The sequence below is a fragment of the Acidovorax sp. FG60 genome, from assembly GCF_057808995.1.
Genome location: NZ_JBMDJC010000011.1, coordinates 135,797 through 152,724, shown reverse-complemented (window position 1 = coordinate 152,724; position 16,928 = coordinate 135,797). Strand labels below are relative to the sequence as shown.

General features: G+C 66.6%; 17 protein-coding genes. 5 read left to right on the top strand and 12 right to left on the bottom strand.

Annotated elements, in window-relative coordinates:
* Window positions 1-47 precede the first annotated feature (47 nt).
* Together ACODS0_RS17700 and purM are read right to left on the bottom strand one after the other, a co-directional pair.
* Complete coding sequence (locus ACODS0_RS17700; protein ID WP_121419276.1) at window positions 48-1,148, bottom strand: AI-2E family transporter; 1,101 nt, start codon at window positions 1,146-1,148, stop codon at window positions 48-50.
* A gap of 52 nt (window positions 1,149-1,200) precedes the next feature.
* Window positions 1,201-2,253, bottom strand: a complete 1,053-nt coding sequence (gene purM / locus ACODS0_RS17695; RefSeq protein ID WP_436130531.1) for a phosphoribosylformylglycinamidine cyclo-ligase — start codon at window positions 2,251-2,253, stop codon at window positions 1,201-1,203.
* A gap of 184 nt (window positions 2,254-2,437) precedes the next feature.
* Here purM and hda point away from each other — a divergent pair, with 184 nt between their 5' ends.
* The 4 genes from hda to folK all read left to right on the top strand — a co-directional run bounded on the left by hda (window position 2,438) and on the right by folK (window position 6,074).
* Window positions 2,438-3,136, top strand: coding sequence for a DnaA regulatory inactivator Hda (hda, locus tag ACODS0_RS17690; RefSeq protein WP_055395116.1), 699 nt, complete (start codon window positions 2,438-2,440; stop codon window positions 3,134-3,136).
* Between the two features lie 38 nt (window positions 3,137-3,174).
* Window positions 3,175-3,894, top strand: coding sequence for a histidinol-phosphatase (locus ACODS0_RS17685; protein ID WP_228899846.1), 720 nt, complete (start codon window positions 3,175-3,177; stop codon window positions 3,892-3,894).
* A 63-nt stretch (window positions 3,895-3,957) separates the two neighbouring features.
* Window positions 3,958-5,550, top strand: coding sequence for a polynucleotide adenylyltransferase PcnB (pcnB, locus tag ACODS0_RS17680; RefSeq protein ID WP_488836179.1), 1,593 nt, complete (start codon window positions 3,958-3,960; stop codon window positions 5,548-5,550).
* Window positions 5,547-6,074, top strand: coding sequence for a 2-amino-4-hydroxy-6-hydroxymethyldihydropteridine diphosphokinase (folK, locus tag ACODS0_RS17675; RefSeq protein WP_176888740.1), 528 nt, complete (start codon window positions 5,547-5,549; stop codon window positions 6,072-6,074). Before pcnB ends, folK begins: the two co-directional genes overlap by 4 nt.
* Before the next feature lie 201 nt (window positions 6,075-6,275).
* On the opposite strand, the gene ACODS0_RS17670 is transcribed toward folK, so the two are convergent.
* The 4 genes from ACODS0_RS17670 to ACODS0_RS17655 form a co-directional block, all read right to left on the bottom strand.
* On the bottom strand, window positions 6,276-7,265 hold the full coding sequence (locus tag ACODS0_RS17670; protein WP_176888741.1) for a tripartite tricarboxylate transporter substrate binding protein: 990 nt from the start codon (window positions 7,263-7,265) through the stop codon (window positions 6,276-6,278).
* 80 nt (window positions 7,266-7,345) lie between these two features.
* On the bottom strand, window positions 7,346-8,038 hold the full coding sequence (locus ACODS0_RS17665) for a response regulator transcription factor (RefSeq protein WP_488836178.1): 693 nt from the start codon (window positions 8,036-8,038) through the stop codon (window positions 7,346-7,348).
* A complete protein-coding gene (locus tag ACODS0_RS17660; protein WP_488836177.1) occupies window positions 8,035-10,278 on the bottom strand; it encodes a PAS domain S-box protein in 2,244 nt (747 codons plus the stop codon). Before ACODS0_RS17660 ends, ACODS0_RS17665 begins: the two co-directional genes overlap by 4 nt.
* Window positions 10,279-10,289: 11 nt before the next feature.
* Window positions 10,290-11,354, bottom strand: a complete 1,065-nt coding sequence (locus ACODS0_RS17655; RefSeq protein ID WP_488836176.1) for a CDP-6-deoxy-delta-3,4-glucoseen reductase — start codon at window positions 11,352-11,354, stop codon at window positions 10,290-10,292.
* A 71-nt stretch (window positions 11,355-11,425) separates the two neighbouring features.
* On the opposite strand from ACODS0_RS17655, the gene ACODS0_RS17650 reads away from it, so the two are divergent.
* Window positions 11,426-12,382: an NAD-dependent epimerase/dehydratase family protein gene (locus tag ACODS0_RS17650; RefSeq protein WP_488836175.1), complete on the top strand. Its 957-nt coding sequence runs from the start codon at window positions 11,426-11,428 to the stop codon at window positions 12,380-12,382.
* A gap of 25 nt (window positions 12,383-12,407) precedes the next feature.
* Here the strand turns inward: ACODS0_RS17650 and ACODS0_RS17645 are convergent, their stop codons facing one another.
* The 6 genes from ACODS0_RS17645 to ACODS0_RS17620 form a co-directional block, all read right to left on the bottom strand.
* Window positions 12,408-13,145: a DUF4124 domain-containing protein gene (locus ACODS0_RS17645; RefSeq protein ID WP_121419285.1), complete on the bottom strand. Its 738-nt coding sequence runs from the start codon at window positions 13,143-13,145 to the stop codon at window positions 12,408-12,410.
* Window positions 13,146-13,200: 55 nt separating this feature from the next.
* On the bottom strand, window positions 13,201-13,719 hold the full coding sequence (locus ACODS0_RS17640; RefSeq protein WP_228899876.1) for a hypothetical protein: 519 nt from the start codon (window positions 13,717-13,719) through the stop codon (window positions 13,201-13,203).
* Window positions 13,720-14,048: 329 nt separating this feature from the next.
* Window positions 14,049-15,011: a chemotaxis protein gene (locus ACODS0_RS17635; protein ID WP_121419286.1), complete on the bottom strand. Its 963-nt coding sequence runs from the start codon at window positions 15,009-15,011 to the stop codon at window positions 14,049-14,051.
* 160 nt (window positions 15,012-15,171) lie between these two features.
* Window positions 15,172-15,477 (bottom strand): antibiotic biosynthesis monooxygenase family protein, encoded by a 306-nt coding sequence (locus ACODS0_RS17630; protein WP_488836174.1) that lies wholly within the window; start codon window positions 15,475-15,477, stop codon window positions 15,172-15,174.
* A gap of 113 nt (window positions 15,478-15,590) precedes the next feature.
* On the bottom strand, window positions 15,591-16,454 hold the full coding sequence (locus tag ACODS0_RS17625) for a LysR family transcriptional regulator (RefSeq protein WP_121507216.1): 864 nt from the start codon (window positions 16,452-16,454) through the stop codon (window positions 15,591-15,593).
* A gap of 25 nt (window positions 16,455-16,479) precedes the next feature.
* Entirely contained in the window at window positions 16,480-16,884 is a 405-nt protein-coding gene (locus ACODS0_RS17620) for a hypothetical protein (protein WP_488836173.1), read from the bottom strand.
* Window positions 16,885-16,928 lie beyond the last annotated feature (44 nt).

Sequence of the window (16,928 nt, the reverse complement as noted above, 5' to 3'; positions counted from 1 at the left end):
GTAGTGAATGTGGTGTTGATGCTGCCGGTGGCAGCATCCATGGCCTGCTACACCAGCCGCGCTGCCACCAGTTCCTTCTTGAGGTAGGCATAAAACAGCGGGGCCGCCACCAGCCCGGCGGGGCCAAACACGGCCTCGGCCACGAACATCACGCTCAGCAGCTCCCACACGCCCATCTGCGTGCGGCGGCCCACCACCTTGGCGTTGATCACGTATTCGGCCTTGTGGATCAGGATCAGAAAGCCCAGGCAGGCGGCCGCCGCCAGCGGCGACACCGACAGCCCCACGATGGTGATGACCACGTTGCACACCAGGTTGCCCACGATGGGCACCAGCCCGGCAATGAACGTGAACGTGATCAGCACGGGCGTGTAGGGCAGCTCCAGATTCCACAGCGGCAGCACAAACAGCAGGAACAGCGCGGTGAGCAGGGTGTTGAACGCCGCAATCCAGAACTGTGCGGCCACGATCTGCCGGAACGCCTCGCCAAACAGCGTGATGCGCAGCTTGAGCTGCTGGGCCAGCGGGCCGCGCGCGAGGGCTGGTGGGCGCACGGCCGCCAGCGCACCGATGAGCAGGCCCACGTAGGCAAACAGCAGCCCAGCCAGCCAGGCGCGTCCGGCCATGGCCAGCGCGCCGGCCTTGGCGCCCAGGTAGTTGGCGATGATGCGCTGGATTTCAGCCGCGCCCTCGGGCAGGTGGGCCGCCATGTCGGCAGGCAGCTTCAGGCGCAGCTCCAGCACCGTGCGCGCCATGTAGTTGAGCAGCTCACGGTATTGCTGCGGGGCATCGACCAGATAACCCCGCGAGTGCGTCAGTCCGGCGGCCAGCAGCGCCAGCGGCAGCAGCATGACCAGACCTGCCGCCACCACCTGCGCCACCCGCAGGCTGCGGGCGGAAGGTGTGGACTGGCGCTGCACCCGTCCCAGGCCCTGGGCAAACCAGCGCGTGAGGGCTCGCGTGAGCAGAAAGCCCAGGCACACGCACAACAGGCCCGGCAGCAGGCCGCGCCACATCACCAGCAGCAGCACGGCCGCCACCAACAGGTAGCTGGCCACCACAACGCCCCGGGTCAGGGCGCGCGGTGGCAGCGTGGTGGGCTCGGGCGGTGCGGGGGCGACGGGGGCAGAAGGGGGGCGCTGCGCCATGCGCTGAAACTGGTCGTGTGCGGTGGGGTTGAATGAACGCGGGCGGGGGCGATCAGGCCACCACCACGGCGGCGCCTTCGGCGCGCGCAGCGATCGTGCCAATCGTGTACACCTGCTCGCCCGCAGCACGCAGTGTGGCGGCTGTGGCCTCAGCGTTGGCGGCATCCACCACCACCACCATGCCAATGCCGTTGTTGAAGGTGCGGTTCATCTCGATGTCGTCGATGCCGGCGGTCTTTTGCAGCCAGGCAAACAGCTCGGTCTGGGGCCAGCTGCCCTTGGTCAGATGGGCGGCCGTGCCTTCGGGCAGCACGCGGGGGATGTTCTCCAGCAGGCCGCCACCGGTGATGTGGGCCAGGGCCTTGATCGGATGGACCGCCAGCGCAGCCAGCACGTTCTTCACGTACAGGCGGGTGGGTTCCATGATGGCCTGCTTGAAGGGCTTGCCGTCCAGCGTGGCGGGCAGGGTGCCAGCGGCTTCGGCGCGGTCGATGCACTTGCGCACCAGGCTGAAACCGTTGGAATGCACACCATGGCTGGCCAGACCCAGCACCACGTCGCCGGGCTTGACGTCCTTGCCGGTCAGGATCTTGGACTTTTCGACCGCGCCCACGGCAAAGCCGGCCAGATCGTATTCACCGGCAGGGTACATGCCGGGCATTTCGGCCGTTTCGCCGCCGATCAGCGCGCAGCCGCTCAGTTCGCAGCCCTTGGCGATGCCGCCCACCACGGCCGCAGCCGTGTCCACATCGAGCTTGCCGCAGGCGAAGTAGTCCAGGAAGAACAGGGGCTCGGCGCCTTGCACCAGCACGTCGTTCACGCTCATGGCCACCAGGTCGATGCCCACGGTGTCGTGCATGTTCCATTCAAACGCCAGCTTGAGCTTGGTGCCCACGCCGTCGGTGCCGGAGACCAGCACCGGCTCCTTGTAGCGCTTGGGCACTTCGAACAGCGCGCCAAAGCCGCCAATACCCGCCAGCACACCTTCGCGCATGGTCTTCTTGGCCAGGGGTTTGATGCGTTCGACCAGGGCATCGCCCGCGTCGATGTCAACGCCAGCGTCTTTGTAGGACAGGGGGGTGGGGGAGGTGGCAGAGGTGCTCATAGGGGTGCTCAAGGCAGGGACGGCACGGAACAGCGTGCGCAGCAGACTAAAATTTGCCCAGATTTTACGGGTTGCGCACCCAGTGCCACCCGCTCACCCCTTCACACCGCCCTGTTTTGTCCTTCAAGCCCATGCTGTTTCGTGCCCCAACCCTCTGCCTGCGTGCCTGTGGGCGGCAGCCATGATGAAGCAACTGGCACTGGACATCGGCTTGGCCACAGGGCCCACGCTGGCCCGGTTTTATGCAGGCCCCAATGAAGCCGCCCTGCAACATCTGCGCCTGGCCGCCGGCGAGGGCAGCAGCGAGGCCACCCGCTCTCCCGTGCCCACCTACCTGTGGGGCGAGCCCGGCAGTGGCAAGACCCATTTGCTCCAGGCCGTGCGCCAGGCCCTGCGCGAGCAGGGCTCCAGCGTAGGCTGGCTCGACCCGGCCGTCGCCGAACCCCCTGATTTCGACGAAAACTGGGCAGCCGTGCTCATGGACGACGTGCACCTGTACAGCACCGCCCAGCAGGCCACGGCCTTCAATTGGTTCGTTAACGCCATCAGCCCCGCCAGCGGCAGCCAGCGCTGGGTGCTGGCTGCTGGCAACCTGCCCCCGGCAGACCTGCCCTTGCGCGACGACCTGCGCAGCCGCCTGGGCTGGGGCCATGTGTTCCAGCTGCAGCTGCTGGGCGAGGCCGAGCGCCGCGCCGTGCTGCGCCAGGAGGCCGACGCACGCGGCGTGTTCCTGGGCGATGAAGTCATGGACTACATGCTCAACCGCTTCTCGCGCGACCTGGGCAGCCTCATGCAGCTCTTGGACCAGCTGGATGCCTTTGCCTTGCGCACCCAGCGCGCCATCACGATTCCCTTGCTCAAGACAATGTTGGAATCGGAATAACGCCGTGCCCCCACGTCTTTTTTTACGTGTGAACCTGAATGACTTCTGAACCCCGCCGCCTGCGGCTTGCGCTGTTTGACCTGGACCACACGCTGCTGCCGCTCGACTCCGACTACGAGTGGGGCGAATTCACCATCCGCATCGGCTGGAACGACCCCGTGGAGTTCGCGCGCCGCAACGACGAGTTCTACGCCCACTACCAGGCTGGCACGCTCGATGTGCACGACTACGTGCGTTTTGCGACCGAGGCCGTGCGCCTGCGCGGGCCCGAGGCGGCGGCGGCCGCGCACCAGCAGTTCATGCGCGAGGTCATCACCCCGGCCATCAAACCCCGGGCGCTCCACCTCATCCGCCAGCACCAGGCTGCAGGCGACGAGGTGCTGATCGTCACTGCCACGAACGAATTTGTGACCACGCCCATCGCGCAGGCGCTGGGCGTGTCGCAACTGCTGGCCGTGCAACTGGTGCGCGACGCCAGCGGCTGGTACACCGGCGAGATCGACGGCATTCCCACCATGCGCGAAGGCAAGGTGCGCCGCATGGAACAATGGCTGGCCGAGCGGCAACTGGCCTGGGGAGATGTCGAAAGCACGTTCTACAGCGACTCGATGAACGACGTGCCCCTGCTGGAGAAGGTGAACCACCCGGTGGCCACCAACCCCGACCCGCGCCTGCGCACCCTGGCCCAGGAGCGCGGCTGGCGCATACTGGACCTGTTTGCGGCCGATGCCGAAACGCCTGCACCACCAGCTGAATGATGAGCGCCTTGCAGCCCCAACCAGCCGCCGTTTCGTGCCCGACCCCCTGAAACCTTTCACTCCATGATCAAGAAGTTCCTAGACAAACTGATGGGCAAATCGACGCCCGGCACCTCGGGCGGCAAGCCCCACTTCGGCAAGCGCGAGGAGGTGCCCGCCTCGGTGCACGGCATCAACCCCGAACTGGTGGACCGCCGTGCTGCCGAGGTGGTTGCCACGCTCAAGCAAGCAGGTTTTGAGGCCTACATCGTCGGCGGCGCCGTGCGCGACCTGCTGCTGGGCCTGCGCCCCAAGGACTTCGACGTGGCCACCAACGCCACGCCCGAGCAGGTCAAGGGCCTGTTCCGCCGCGCCTTCATCATCGGCAAGCGCTTTCGCATCGTGCACGTGGTGCACGGCCGGGGGCGTGAGCATGAAGTGATCGAGGTCTCCACCTTCCGCGCTTACCTGGACAACGCCGCTGCAGGCCAGGTGGCGGGCAACGAAAAGACCAGCAAGGCCCAGCTGTCGGGCATGCAGCACGCTGTGGATGCCAGCGGACGCGTGCTGCGCGACAACGTCTGGGGCCCGCAGGACGAAGACGCCACGCGCCGCGACTTCACCGTGAACGCCATGTACTACGACCCGGTGAGCCAGATCGTGGTGGACTACCACAAGGGCCTGCAGGACGCCAAGAAGAAGACCCTGCGCATGATTGGCGACCCCGCCACGCGCTACCGCGAAGACCCGGTGCGCATCATCCGCGCCGTGCGGTTTGCGGCCAAGCTCAGCCCGCTGGGCTTCAGCATCGACGCCAAGTCGGCCGCGCCGCTGGTGCAGTCGCAGGCGCTGCTGGCCGAGGTGCCCCAGAGCCGCATGTTTGACGAAATGCTCAAGCTGCTGCAGACCGGCCACGCGATTGCCACCATCGAGCAGCTCAAGAAGCTGGGCATGGCGAAGGGCATCTACCCGCTGCTGGACGTGGCCGTGGAGCGCGCCGATACGCCGTTTGTCAAAGCCGCCCTGGTGGACACCGACCGCCGCGTCAACGAAGGCAAGCCCGTCGCCCCGAGCTTCCTCCTGGCCTGCGTGCTGTGGGAAGACGTGCGCAATGGCTGGCAGGCGCGCCTGAACCAGCGCCAGCACCCGCTGCCCGCGTTGCAGGAGGCCATCGACGAGGTGTTCGACAAGCGCATTGGTGATGTGTCCGGCCGGGGCAAACTGGCCGCCGACATGCGCGAGATCTGGGTCATGCAACCGCGTTTTGAAAAGCGCGTGGGCAACACACCGTTTGGCATGGTGATGCAGCCGCGCTTTCGCGCCGGTTTCGACTTCATGCGCTTGCGCGCCGATGTGGGCGAGGTGGAAGAAGCGCTGGCCGAGTGGTGGCAGGACTTCCAGACCGCCGACGACGAGCGCCGTGATGACCTGATGGACCAGGCCAAAGAAGAACAGAAAGCCCGCCAGAAAGCGCAGCCCGTGGTCAAGCGCGTGCCCCGCGCTGCACCCGCCGCCGATCCGCGCGGCTTGCCCCAAGGGTCAGAGGCCGGACCGGTCGACAGCGACGCTGAATTCCCCTCCGAAGGTGGTGCCCCCAAGAAGCGCCGCCGCCGCCGTCGCAAGCCCGGTGGTGCGGGAGGCGGCGAAGGCGCAGCCCCTGCGGCGGCTGGCGAGTGAATCTGCCGGACCTCGGCGAGGAGGGCGAACGGCCCGCCCTGGTCTATGTGGGCCTGGGCGCCAATCTCGGCGAGCGTGAGGCGGCATTGCGCAATGCTTTGGCGGCCATCGGCCAGTTGCCAGGCACCCGGGTCACGCGCGTGTCGCCGCTCTACGGCAGCGCGCCGGTCGATGCCGGTGGGCCCGACTACCTCAATGCCGTGGCCGAGCTGACCACGGCACTGGCCCCGCAGCCCCTGCTGCAGGCCCTGCAATCCATCGAACAAGCCGCTGGCCGCCAGCGCCCCTACCGCAACGCCCCGCGCACGCTGGACCTGGACATCCTGTGGTTTGGCGGCCAGGCCATCGACACCCCCGAGCTCACCGTGCCCCACCCTCGGATGGCCGAGCGCGCGTTTGTGCTGCGCCCCCTGGCCGATCTTGCGCCCGAGCGGGTGGACGCCGCAGCGCTGCAGGCCGTGGCATTGCAGGACATCCACCGGCTCGAAGGCCCGGGTTGGGCGGACGCGGTGGTGGGTAGATGATTTGCTCCTAAATCAGGAGCTGCTAGCGCTTTTTAGATAAGCGCTAGAGGCTAAAAAAGCTTAAAAATATTACCCTGCGCGACGGATGGACCCGCACCGGATGAAACTGGCGCAGCCCAACGCCAGTGCCACCGTGGAACCGGCTTTGCCGGGCCACGGGTGGCGTCCCTCTTGTGGGTTGAGATACTGCCGCTCAGGGGGTCAATCCACCTTCGCGCCGGACGCCTTCACCACCTGCTGGTACTTGGCGCGTTCGCTGGCCATGAAGCTGTCGAACTGCTGCGGTGTGGTGGGTACGGGTTCGGCCAGCAAGGCTCCAAAGCGGGTCTTGGTTTCTGGCGCATGGAGGGCGGCTACAAAGGCCTTGTTCAGCTTGTCGATGATGGGCTTGGGCGTGGCTGCGGGTGCCACGAGGCCCCACCAGGTGTCGATGGAAAAGCCCTTGAATGTAGCGGACAGGGGCGGCACGCCCGGCAGCGAGGGCGAGGCGTCCAGCGAGGTCACGGCCAGGGCCTTGAGCTTGCCGGCACGGATATTGGGTGCGGCGGCCGCCAGGTTGTCGATGTTGAAGTCCACCTCGCCCGCGAGCAGTGCCAGCTGCGCGGGGTTGGCGCCGCGGTAGGGGATGTGCAGCGCAAAGATGCCCGCGCGCTGCTTGAACATCTCACCTGCCAAGTGGCCCGCGCTGCCATTGCCGCCGCTGCCGTAGTTGAGCTTGGCGGGGTTGGCCTTGGCGTAGGCGATCAGGTCGGCCAGGGTGTTGATCTTGAGCTGCTCGGCTTTGGCGGCGTTGATGACCAGCACGTTGGGAACACGCACCATCTGCGTGATGCCCGCGAAGTCTTTGCCCGCGTCGTAGGGCATCTTGGCGTACAGCCAGGGGTTCACTGCGTGCGTGGCCGTGGCGGCGATGCCGATGGTGAGGCCATCGGGTGCGGCCTTCGCAATGGCGTCGGCACCGATGTTGCCGCCGGCACCGCCCTTGTTTTCAATGATCACGGTGCCCAGCGAGTCGCGCACGCGCTCGGCCAGCGCACGCGCCGTCACGTCGATGGGCCCGCCGGGTGCGTAGGGCACGACCAGCCGGATGGGCTGGCCGGAGTCCTGCGCAAGCGCGACCGAGGCCGCGAAGGGGGATGAAAAAGCCGCTGCAACAGCGGCACTGGCGATGAGGTGGTTTCTGCGGTTCATGGTGCCATTGTGCAAAAAATAATAAGACTGCTTACGAAAACTGGTGGACGGCAGCTGTGGAGGGTGCCTGTGCAGGGCTGTCACAGCGTGCGCACCGTGTTTTCTGCCAGCCCCAGATCTTCCACCAGCATGCCCAGCTCGTGCGACGAGCGGATGTCCAGTTTCAGAAAGATGGCAGAGCGGTGCGTGTCCACCGTGCGCGGGTCGATGGGTCGCTCCGGGTCGCGCTGGGCCAGCGCGCGGGCCACCTCCTTGCTGCTGATGCCGGTGGCCAGCAGGCGCGCCACCTCTTGCTGGCGCGGGCTCAGCGTGTTCCAGCGCTCCCGCAAGGTGTTGCGCCGCTGTGCGCGCTGTGCGTCTTCCAGCGACAGGTTCGCGGCCCGGAGCACGGCGGCCAGCAGGGTTTGCTCGTCGCAGGGTTTTTCGAGCCAGTCCACGGCCCCTTGCTTGACGGCGGTGACGGCGGAGGCCAGTTCGCCATGGGCGGACAGGAACACGGTCTTGAGCACGGCATTGCGCTCGCGCAGGGCATCGAACACCTGCAGGCCGCTCATGCCGTCCATGCGCAGGTCCAGCAGCACGCAGCCCGGGTGGGCGAGGTCGGCGCGGGCCAGGAACTCAGGGCCGCTGGCAAACGTGCGGGGCGCATGGCCACCGGCCAGCAGCAGGGCGGCCAGGGAGTTGCGCACACCCTCGTCGTCGTCCACGACGTAGACATTCGCGGGAACTGTGGTGTTGACGGTGACGGGAGTGGTCGGACGGCTGTCGATCATGGTGTGGGCAAGAAAATGCGGGGCAACCGGATTTCAAACACGGCGCCGCCGCCGTCGCGGTTGCGCGCCAGCAGCTCGCCGCCCATGCTTTCGACAATGGAGCGGCAGATGTTCAGGCCCAGCCCCAGGCCGTCGGAACGGGTGGTGAAGAAGGGCTCGAACAGGCGTTCGGCGATCTCGGGTGGCAGGCCGGGCCCCCGGTCCAGCACTTCGAGGCAGGCAAACCGGGTATCGGCCGTGGTGCGCAGCAATAGTTCGTGCGCCTCGGGCGGCGTGGTATCTGCGCGCATCGCCTGCATGGCCTGCAAGGCGTTGAGACCCAGGTTCAGCACCACCTGTTCGAGCAGCACGCGGTCGGCATTCACGCGCAGCGGGCCGTGTGCCAGGTCCAGCCGCACCGCCACCCCGTGCCGCCGCGCCTCGGCGCGCAGGAGCAGGCCCAAGGACTGGTCCACGGCGGCATTGAGGTCGCAGGGCTCGCGGGCCTCGGGGTGTTGGCGCACCCAGCGGCGGATGCGGCCGACGATGTCGGCGGCGCGCAGGGCCTGGCTGGAGAGTGCGGTGAGGCTGTCGTTCAGCAGCTCGGTTTTGCCCTGCGCCGCCAGTGAGCGCGCTGCGGCCGCGTAGTTGACCAAGGCGGCCAGTGGCTGGTTCAGCTCGTGCGCCAGCGTGGAGGCCATCTCGCCCACGGTGATCACACGCTGCACGCGCTGCAGCTGGGCCTCGCGCTGCTGCTGCTGTTCTTCGGCGCGTTTTTGGGCGGTGATGTCCACCACCGAACTCATCCAGCCGATGTGCTGGCCGTTGCCGTCGATGAGGCGTGCGGTGTAGAACATGGTGTACACGTCGGAGCCATTGCGGTGCCGCAGCCGGTTTTCGTTGCCCTGGGGCGCGGCTTTGCCGGCCAGGGCGGTGTCGCTGTCGTTCCAGTGCCGGTCCAGGTCGTCCGGGTGCCAGTAGGGGTAGGGCGGCAGGCAGCCGATCAGCTCGTCTGCGCTGTAGCCCACCATGTCGCACATGGCGGCGTTCACGTAGACGATGCGGCCTTCGAGGTCGCGCGCGCGCATGCCCACCAGCAGCGAGTCTTCCATCGACTGGCGAAATGCCTGCGCCTGCTGCAGTGCATGGGTGCGTTCCTGGACGCGCTGCTCCAGTTCGATGCGGGCCTGCCGGTTCTCTTGCAGGCGCCGTTCGCGCAACTGCCAGTACAGGGCGCCGAGCACCAGCAGGCCCGACGCCAGGCTCGCCAGTGCCCAGGCCTGTTGGCGCGCCAGGGCGATGGCCTTGCTGTCAGCCGTGAGGGTCAGCGTCCAGCCCAGATCGGGCAGGCGCTCTTCAAGGGCCAGATAGCGCTTGCCGGTGCCGGGCACGAGGATCTCGGTGCCTGGTTGGCCGTCGCGCTGGAGCGTTTTCCAGGGCACGGGCTGGGGTGTCCAGCGTGCGCCATACTGCTCGTCGAATTGCACCTGCTGCACGTCCTGTTCGGGCAGTGGGCGCGTGGTCTGGTACAGCCAGGGGAGGACAGAGCCGAGGAAGATAATGCCGCGCTCGTCGGTCACGAAGACCGGGTCGCGCAGTTGCGCCCAGGTGTCCACGATGGGCTGCATCCACACCTTAACGGCCACGACGCCGATCACCCGGCCGTTTTCCACCACGGGTGCCGATGCAAAAAGCCCAGGTTCGCCGGTGGTCTTGCCCACGCCGTAAAACCGCCCCGGCTGCCCTTGCAGTGCATCGCGGAAATACGGGCGGTTGCCGTAGTTCTGGTTCACGAAGCTGGTGGGGGTATCCCAGTTGCTGGAGGCTACCGTGAGCCCGTCGGTGTTCATCACATACAGCGTGTCCGAGCCCGCATTGGCATTGATGGTCTGCAGATAGGCGTTGGCAGCGCTGCGCAGCGGTTGTGCGCCGGGGTTGTGCAGCAACTCGGCAATCAGCGGCTGCTGCGCCGCCGTGAAGGGCAGATAGCTGTAGCGGGTGGCCACGCCGCGCAGGGCCAAGGCCTGCACTTCACCCGAGCGGCGCAGGTTGTCCCACTGGTTGTCGAGTTCGCTCTGGGTCGCCCATTCTCCCGCGCCCAGCACCAGGAGCACCGCCAGCCCCACCACGGCCGCCATGGGGCCCGTGCCGCGCACTGCGGCGCGCCATCGCGAAATCCGCCCTGGTGGGAGCGCAGTGCCGGGAGGCGGCAGCGCCAGCGGCGCACGGGGTGCAGCGGGCTCAGCCGGGGTGGTTGGCATGTGCGCCCCGGTCAGCCGCCGTGCTTGTCCGCCTCGGAGGTGAAGGCATCCGCATAGAACTCTTCTGCGGGCAGGCCGCGCTGTGCACTGTAGGCATCGCGGGCCGAGTCCACCACGATGGGTGCGCCACAGGCATACACTTGGTGGCCCGAGAGGTCGGCAAAGTCGTCCATCACCGCCTGGTGAACAAAGCCGGTGCGGCCCGCCCAAGCGTCTTCGGGCGTGGCATCGGACACCACGGGTACGTAGGTGAGGTGGGGCATTTCGGCCGCACGCGCCAGCACCCAGTCATGCAGGTACAGGTCGCCCGGCCGGCGGCCGCCCCAATACAGCGCGGTCGGGCGTGTGATGCCCTTGAACTGCATGTGCTCGATCAGCGCCTTGATGGGCGCAAACCCCGTGCCCGAGGCCAGCAGCACGATGGGCTTGTCGGAGTCCTCGCGCAGAAAAAAACTGCCAAACGGGCCTTCCACCCGCAGGATTTCCTTTTCCTTCATCGCGCCGAACACATGGTCGGTGAACTTGCCGCCCGGCATGTGGCGGATGTGCAGCTCCACGCCCGGCGCTTCAGCCTGCGTGTGGGGCGCGTTGGCCATCGAGTAGGCCCGGCGGGCGCCATCCCGCAGGATGAATTCGATGTACTGGCCCGCGTGGTAGCGGAAGGTATCGGCGGCGGGCAGCTGCAGGCGCACCTGCATCACGTCGTGGGATTTTTTTTCCAGGGTAGATACGCGCACCGGCATCTTCTTGATCGGATACGCGCTTTCGTCAGTGACCTGGCGTGATTCGAGCACCACGTCGGTCAGCGGTTGCGCGCAGCAGGTCAGCACCAGGCCTGCAGCCTCTTCATCGGCCGTGAGTGCCTTGGACTGGTGTTCGCCGTGGTGCACGGCGCCGCTGATCTTCTTGCACTTGCACGAACCACAGGCGCCGTCCTTGCAGCCGTAGGGCAGGCCCACGCCGCTGCGGATGGCGGCGGACAGGATGGCCTCGCCCGCATTGGCACTGAAAGCGCGGCCGCTGGGCTGCACGGTGATCTGGAACGCTGCGGGAGTTGCAGCCTCTGCGCTGGTCATGTGTGGGTATCCTTGGAATCGTCTTCGATCAAACTATCGGCCCAGCAAAAGCCAAGCAAACGGACCCAATTTTGCCTTCAATACAAAGCCCCCTTGGCGCCCTCCCTGCGCGCTTTCGCCGTGAACGCCTCCTGATCGTGGGTTGCGGTGATGTAGGTCAACGCATCCTGCGCGATCTGCAATCAGGCCCCGGCGCCGCACGCATGCGGGTGATGGCGCTCACGTCCAGCCCCTCGCGGGTCGCGGGGCTGCGCGCCCTGGGAGCCAGGCCCATCGTGGGCAATTTGGACGATGCGCCTTCGCTGCGCAGGCTTGCCGGGCTGGCCACCCGGGTGTTGCACCTGGCGCCCCCTCCGGGCGAAGGGGCCGGAGGAAATGCCTGGTGGCTGGATCCCCGCACCATCGCCTTGGCCCGCGCGCTGCGGCTGCGAAGCCTGCCGGTGTCCTTGGTGTATGCATCGACGAGTGGGGTGTACGGCGATTGCCAGGGGGCCCTGGTGCCTGAGACGCGGGCCGTGGCTCCCGGCACCCCGCGGGCGCAGCGCCGCGTGAACGCAGAAACTGCAGTACGCCACCTGGGCCGTGCCGGTGTGCGGGCCAGCGTGCTGCGCATTCCGGGTATCTACGCACCTGACCGTGAAGGCGGCACGCCCGAGGCCCGTCTGCGCCGAGGCACGCCGGTGCTGGTGGCCGAAGACGATGTGTTTACCAACCACATCCATGCCGATGACCTTGCGCGTGCCTGTATGGCCGCCGTGTGGAAAGGGCTGTCACAGCGCACTTACAACGTGAGCGACGCCACCCACCTGAAGATGGGCGATTACTTTGACCTGGCCGCCGACCTGTACGGCCTGCCGCGCCCCCCGCGTGTGCCCCGCACTGCAGCGCAGGAGCAGTTGTCGCTGATGCTGCTGAGCTTCATGAGCGAGTCACGCCGGCTCGACAACCAGCGCATGGTGCGGGAACTGGGGTTGCGGCTGCGATACCCCAGCGTGGCCGAGGGGCTGAGCGGGCAGCCGCAGCGTTAGGGCCTGCTGGTGCGCGCCCGTGGCATCAGCAGGGCGCCTGGCCGCCGTTTGAGCGGCAGACACCACCGGGCCCGGGAAACCGCCCCGGACCTGTGCGGGGGTAGGTGTTGCCCAGGTTGTCGGTGCAGCGAAAGTCGCCACATTGGGTGAGGCGTGGTGGGGGTTGTGGGTTACCTGCCTGGGGAAACGGATCGGGGTAGAGAGGGCGGTGCCTGGAGGGTGGGACCACCACCACACGCGGCTGGTTGGCACGTGCCTTTTCGACCTCGGCATAGCCCTGGGGGCCCAGGCAGTCCAGGTCCACCTGCCTCTGGGCCGCTTCGAGCCGCAGTTCCTGCTCATAGGTCGAGCGCGACAGGCCTGCAGCCACCATGTCGAAATTGCGCCGCGAACGTGCACATTCCGGGGAGCGGGCGTAGTCCTGCGGTTGTGGGGCTGCGGCAGCGGCCTGCGCAGCGCGTGCCCGGTCGCGCTCGGCGTTGCGGCGGGCCTCGGTCTCTGCGGCGGTGGCCTCGGCCTGCAGCCGCTGTTGCTTGCGCTCCAGCGCCTCAGCGGCCTGTTCGCGTTCCAGTTGGAGTTCTTCCGGCGTTTTGCGCGCTTCCACTTCGCGCGCCGCCGCTCCGCCCGTACAGGCCCCGTCGGTATAGGTCACCTTGCCGGTGCGGGTGTCGGTGCATCGCACCACTTGTGCGTGGGCCACTGTGCCCAGCCAGGCTGCGCACACACAGAGGAAGAGGGCGAGATGGCGGTTGCGGAGGCTCATGGTCTGCGGCCAAGGTGGGCAAAAGCGTGGCGGTGGGAGCCCTGGTCAGCCCCTGTCAGGGCTTGTCGGGGCTGTTGGACTGTTGGCGGGAGCGCCAATCGTGGGGGTCAAACGAGTAGCTGCCTGGCGCAACACGGCCTGGAGGGGGTTGGCGGTTGCGGCGATCGTCTGCGGCGCGGCGGTCGCGCTCAGCCTGCTCGCGCAGGGCCTGGTCACGGTCGCGCTGGCGGCGGTCGAGCTCGCGGGCCTGCTGTTCGCGGCGATCACGCTCGCGTTCCCGGGCCTGCCGGTCGCGCTCGGCACGTTCCCGTTCGCGTTCACGTTCTCGCCAGTCGTTACGGTTGCGGTCTCGCTCCCAGCGATCGTCCCGATCGCGTCCGCCGTAGTAGATAACGGCTGGGGGCGCCGAATACGCGGGGTACACCGGCGGGGCGTTGTTGTAGATGTAACCCGGCTGCTCATAAACACGGTACGGAGTGGGTTCGTAGTACGGGTCACCCTGCACCGTGGCGCAGCCGGTCACCGCGGCGCCCAGGACCGTGGCAGAAATAAGGCGGGCAAGTGTGTTTGTCATGGTGGTCAGACCCTGGCAGGGAGTGGCCGTTCCACCCTGCTCGTAAAGCCCCCGAAAAGCACCCCGGCGGAGTGTTACAAATTTCGGAGGCTGGCGCGTTGAAGCCGCTTTCAATGTAGCGCGTGGCCCCCCGTTTTGGTTGACCTGCCTGTCGATGTGCGCGGTAGGACGGCGCCTATTGTCCCATCCGTCGGGACCGGGCGCTGCCGTGGAGAAACTTCAAAAACAATAGCTATGAACCATTGCCCGATTAGCGGAAGCGGCCAATTTTTTACCCCATATCTGACCGTGGGGGCGGGGCGCCTGCTCCGCGGCAGGCCGCCCTGCCTTTAAGGCTTGGGCAGCACCCGGCGGATGGTTTCGGCCAGGTCTTCCGCCACAAACTTGGCGACGTACCCATCGGCTCCGACGCTGCGCACGTGGTCTTCATTGGCCGAGCCCGACAGCGAGGAGTGAATGACCACGGGCAGCCCATGAAAACGCGCGTCCTGCTTGATGTTGCGTGTCAGGGTAAACCCGTCCATTTCCGGCATTTCCAGGTCGGTCAGTACCATGGCGACGCGGTCCAAGACCGTTTTTCCCTCGGCTTCGGCGCTTTTCGCGATGGCGTTGAGACGGTCCCAGGCTTCCTTGCCGGACTTCACCATTTCATACGGGGCGTTGAGCACTTTGAGCTCTTGCTCGATGAGCGAGCGGGCCACGAACGAGTCGTCGGCCGCCAGGATGATGCAGCCGGGCTTGAGCTTGAGCTTGGCCCCAACCTTTTCTTCGGTGACCTCGTGGCCGTCCGAGGGCGAGATCATCTGAAGGATGGCCTCCACGTCCAGCACCTGGGCTAGGCGGGATTCATCGGTGTTGCCGTCCAGGCGGGCAATGCTGGTGACCAGCTTGCCAGCGGCGCCGCTCGTTTCGGCCGAGAGCACCTGTTTCCAGTCCAGTCGCACGATGTCTTCCACCGACTCGACCGCAAACGCCTGCGTGGTGCGCGCGTATTCGGTCACCAGCATGATGTTCAGGCCCGTCTGGGGCTTGCAGCCCACGATGGACGGCAGGTCCAGCACCGGAATCACCTGCCCGCGCAGGTTGACCACGCCCAGCGAATGGGCCGTGGTGCCCGCGATCGGCGTGATGCTGGGCATGGCCACGATCTCGCGGATCTTGAACACGTTGATGCCAAACAGCTCTGACTTGCCCAGGGCACTGTCGGTGCCCAGGCGAAACAGCAGCAGTTCGAACTTGTTGGTGCTGGTGAGGTTGGTCCGCTCGTCGATATCCTGCTGCACTGCTTTCATGATGGGTCCTTCGCGCAGAAAAGAAGAAGATACGCGCGTTTACAAATTCTAGGATCAGAACGGGGTGCGCAGTGCGCTAAATGTTCAGGCAATACCCGAATAGTGCACTGCCGCATCCTTGCGTGGCAGCGCTGTCACACGTTGGAGCCGGGTTGCGGGCTCAAGCCGGGGCTGGCAGGGCCACCGGCCCACAGTGCAATACCGTGGGGAAAGGGTTGTAGAAGTGGTGCAGGAGCTGTTTCCAGTCCTGGTACCGGGCCGACTCGCGAAAGCCGATCTCATGGTCCTCCAGGGTGACCCAGCGCACCAGCAGCACGTAGTCCTGCGGGCGCTCCAGACAATGGCCCAGTTCGTGTGACAGGTAACCGGGCATCGAGGCAATGATCTGTTGCGCCTGGGCAAAGGCGTGCTCGAAGGCCGCGTTCTGGCCGGGGCGGATGGTGAGGTGGGCGATTTCGAGAACCATGGTGGGCTGGGGCGTGCTGTGCGCTAGGGAAGTGCCTGTTTCTACCGCAAGACTGCCGGGGTACCGTATGCAGCCTGTTGTTCTGCGCCCACCCACACCGGGAGGCGGGAGGCTCAGGCAACGCTGCTCTGGGGAATCACAGAGGCCTTCAAACTGTCGGCCAGGCGGCCCAGCAGTGCGAGCATGGGGGCATCCGAGGCATCGCAGGCCAGACCCAGGTGGCGCGAGAACGCCAGGGGGCCATCGAGGGGGCGCGTGACCGAGCGGCGAGCATGCGCCGCGTGGGACTGTGGCACCACCGCCACGCCCAGGCCGCTGTCCACCATGTGCAGCAACAGCTCTTCGCGTGCGGCGCTGGCCTGTACCTCCAGGGCGATGCCGCGCTCGGCCAGCAGGCGGATGAACGACTGGTGCAGCGGGCAGTAGGGCCATTCAAGAAGCGGCACCCCTTGCAGGTCCGCCAGACCGAATTTCTTCTTGAAGCGCAGGGGATGCTGCTCGGGCAACAGCATCACATAGGGCTCGCGCCACAACGACACAAACGTGTCGCCGGGCGGTTTGCAGTGCTCCGCCACCAGGCGCAACCGGGCCTCCTGCGCCGTGGCCGTGAGTCGGACCAGCGTGTTGGGCAGGAGGTCGGCAATCTGCGCAAACAGCGGCGCGGCTGGGCCCACCATCAGGTCGTCCTGCAGGAACACGCCCAGCGTTTCGCGGGGCGCATCGCGAAAGTCGCGCACCATGGCGCTGGACTGCGCCAGCAGGCTGCAGGCGCGCGGGTACAGGCGGTGGGCGGCGGGGGTGGGAGCCAGACCCTGGCGGCTTCGCTCGAACAGCACGGTGTCCAGCGCGTCCTCCAGCCCCTTGATGGCCATGCTGATGGACGGCTGCGCCACAAAGCAGCGGCGCGCCGCCGTGGTCACGGATCGTTCTTCGTAGGCCGCTACGAAGTAGCCGAGGGCGCGCAGGTCAAACAGCATGGGGTTTCAGGGGCCGGGGCCACAGTCAGGTAGGGGTGATCGTGGTGACGGTTTCGCGAAAGTAGTCGAGCTGGCCGTTTTGCGAGTGGCTCAGGATCCAGGTCAGCGACTCCACTTCGCGCTGTTGTACTCCATAAAAGAAGCGTTGGCTTAGCTGGGTCATCACCCAGTCGTCGCCCAGCGGCTGGCTGTGGGTGTGAACGATTTGCGTGCCTTGCGGAAAGATCTCCGTGCCCAGGCGCTGCAGCACCGTCAGCAGATCGGCTTGGTTGCGCGCGACCTGCCAGCTCATGTCTGCATCATCGCGGTAGTGGTCGATGCGGAAATCCAGGTCATCGGCAACGCTCCCGAGCAGCGTGGGGACATCGCCTTTTTCAAAAGCGGCCAGTACGCGGTCGATGGGGAAGTTTGTGGTGAGGTTGGTCGTCATGTGCGCTCTCCAGTCGGGGGGTTAAAAGGGCCAGAAGCAGGCCC

Coding starts and splice junctions, on each gene's coding strand:
- ACODS0_RS17700 (WP_121419276.1), bottom strand. CDS start 1,148: ATGGCGCAGCGCCCCCCTTCTGCCCCCGTCGCCCCCGCACCGCCCGAG.
- purM (WP_436130531.1), bottom strand. CDS start 2,253: ATGAGCACCTCTGCCACCTCCCCCACCCCCCTGTCCTACAAAGACGCT.
- hda (WP_055395116.1), top strand. CDS start 2,438: ATGAAGCAACTGGCACTGGACATCGGCTTGGCCACAGGGCCCACGCTG.
- ACODS0_RS17685 (WP_228899846.1), top strand. CDS start 3,175: ATGACTTCTGAACCCCGCCGCCTGCGGCTTGCGCTGTTTGACCTGGAC.
- pcnB (WP_488836179.1), top strand. CDS start 3,958: ATGATCAAGAAGTTCCTAGACAAACTGATGGGCAAATCGACGCCCGGC.
- ACODS0_RS17670 (WP_176888741.1), bottom strand. CDS start 7,265: ATGAACCGCAGAAACCACCTCATCGCCAGTGCCGCTGTTGCAGCGGCT.
- ACODS0_RS17665 (WP_488836178.1), bottom strand. CDS start 8,038: ATGATCGACAGCCGTCCGACCACTCCCGTCACCGTCAACACCACAGTT.
- ACODS0_RS17660 (WP_488836177.1), bottom strand. CDS start 10,278: ATGCCAACCACCCCGGCTGAGCCCGCTGCACCCCGTGCGCCGCTGGCG.
- ACODS0_RS17655 (WP_488836176.1), bottom strand. CDS start 11,354: ATGACCAGCGCAGAGGCTGCAACTCCCGCAGCGTTCCAGATCACCGTG.
- ACODS0_RS17645 (WP_121419285.1), bottom strand. CDS start 13,145: ATGAGCCTCCGCAACCGCCATCTCGCCCTCTTCCTCTGTGTGTGCGCA.
- ACODS0_RS17640 (WP_228899876.1), bottom strand. CDS start 13,719: ATGACAAACACACTTGCCCGCCTTATTTCTGCCACGGTCCTGGGCGCC.
- ACODS0_RS17635 (WP_121419286.1), bottom strand. CDS start 15,011: ATGAAAGCAGTGCAGCAGGATATCGACGAGCGGACCAACCTCACCAGC.
- ACODS0_RS17630 (WP_488836174.1), bottom strand. CDS start 15,477: ATGGTTCTCGAAATCGCCCACCTCACCATCCGCCCCGGCCAGAACGCG.
- ACODS0_RS17625 (WP_121507216.1), bottom strand. CDS start 16,454: ATGCTGTTTGACCTGCGCGCCCTCGGCTACTTCGTAGCGGCCTACGAA.
- ACODS0_RS17620 (WP_488836173.1), bottom strand. CDS start 16,884: ATGACGACCAACCTCACCACAAACTTCCCCATCGACCGCGTACTGGCC.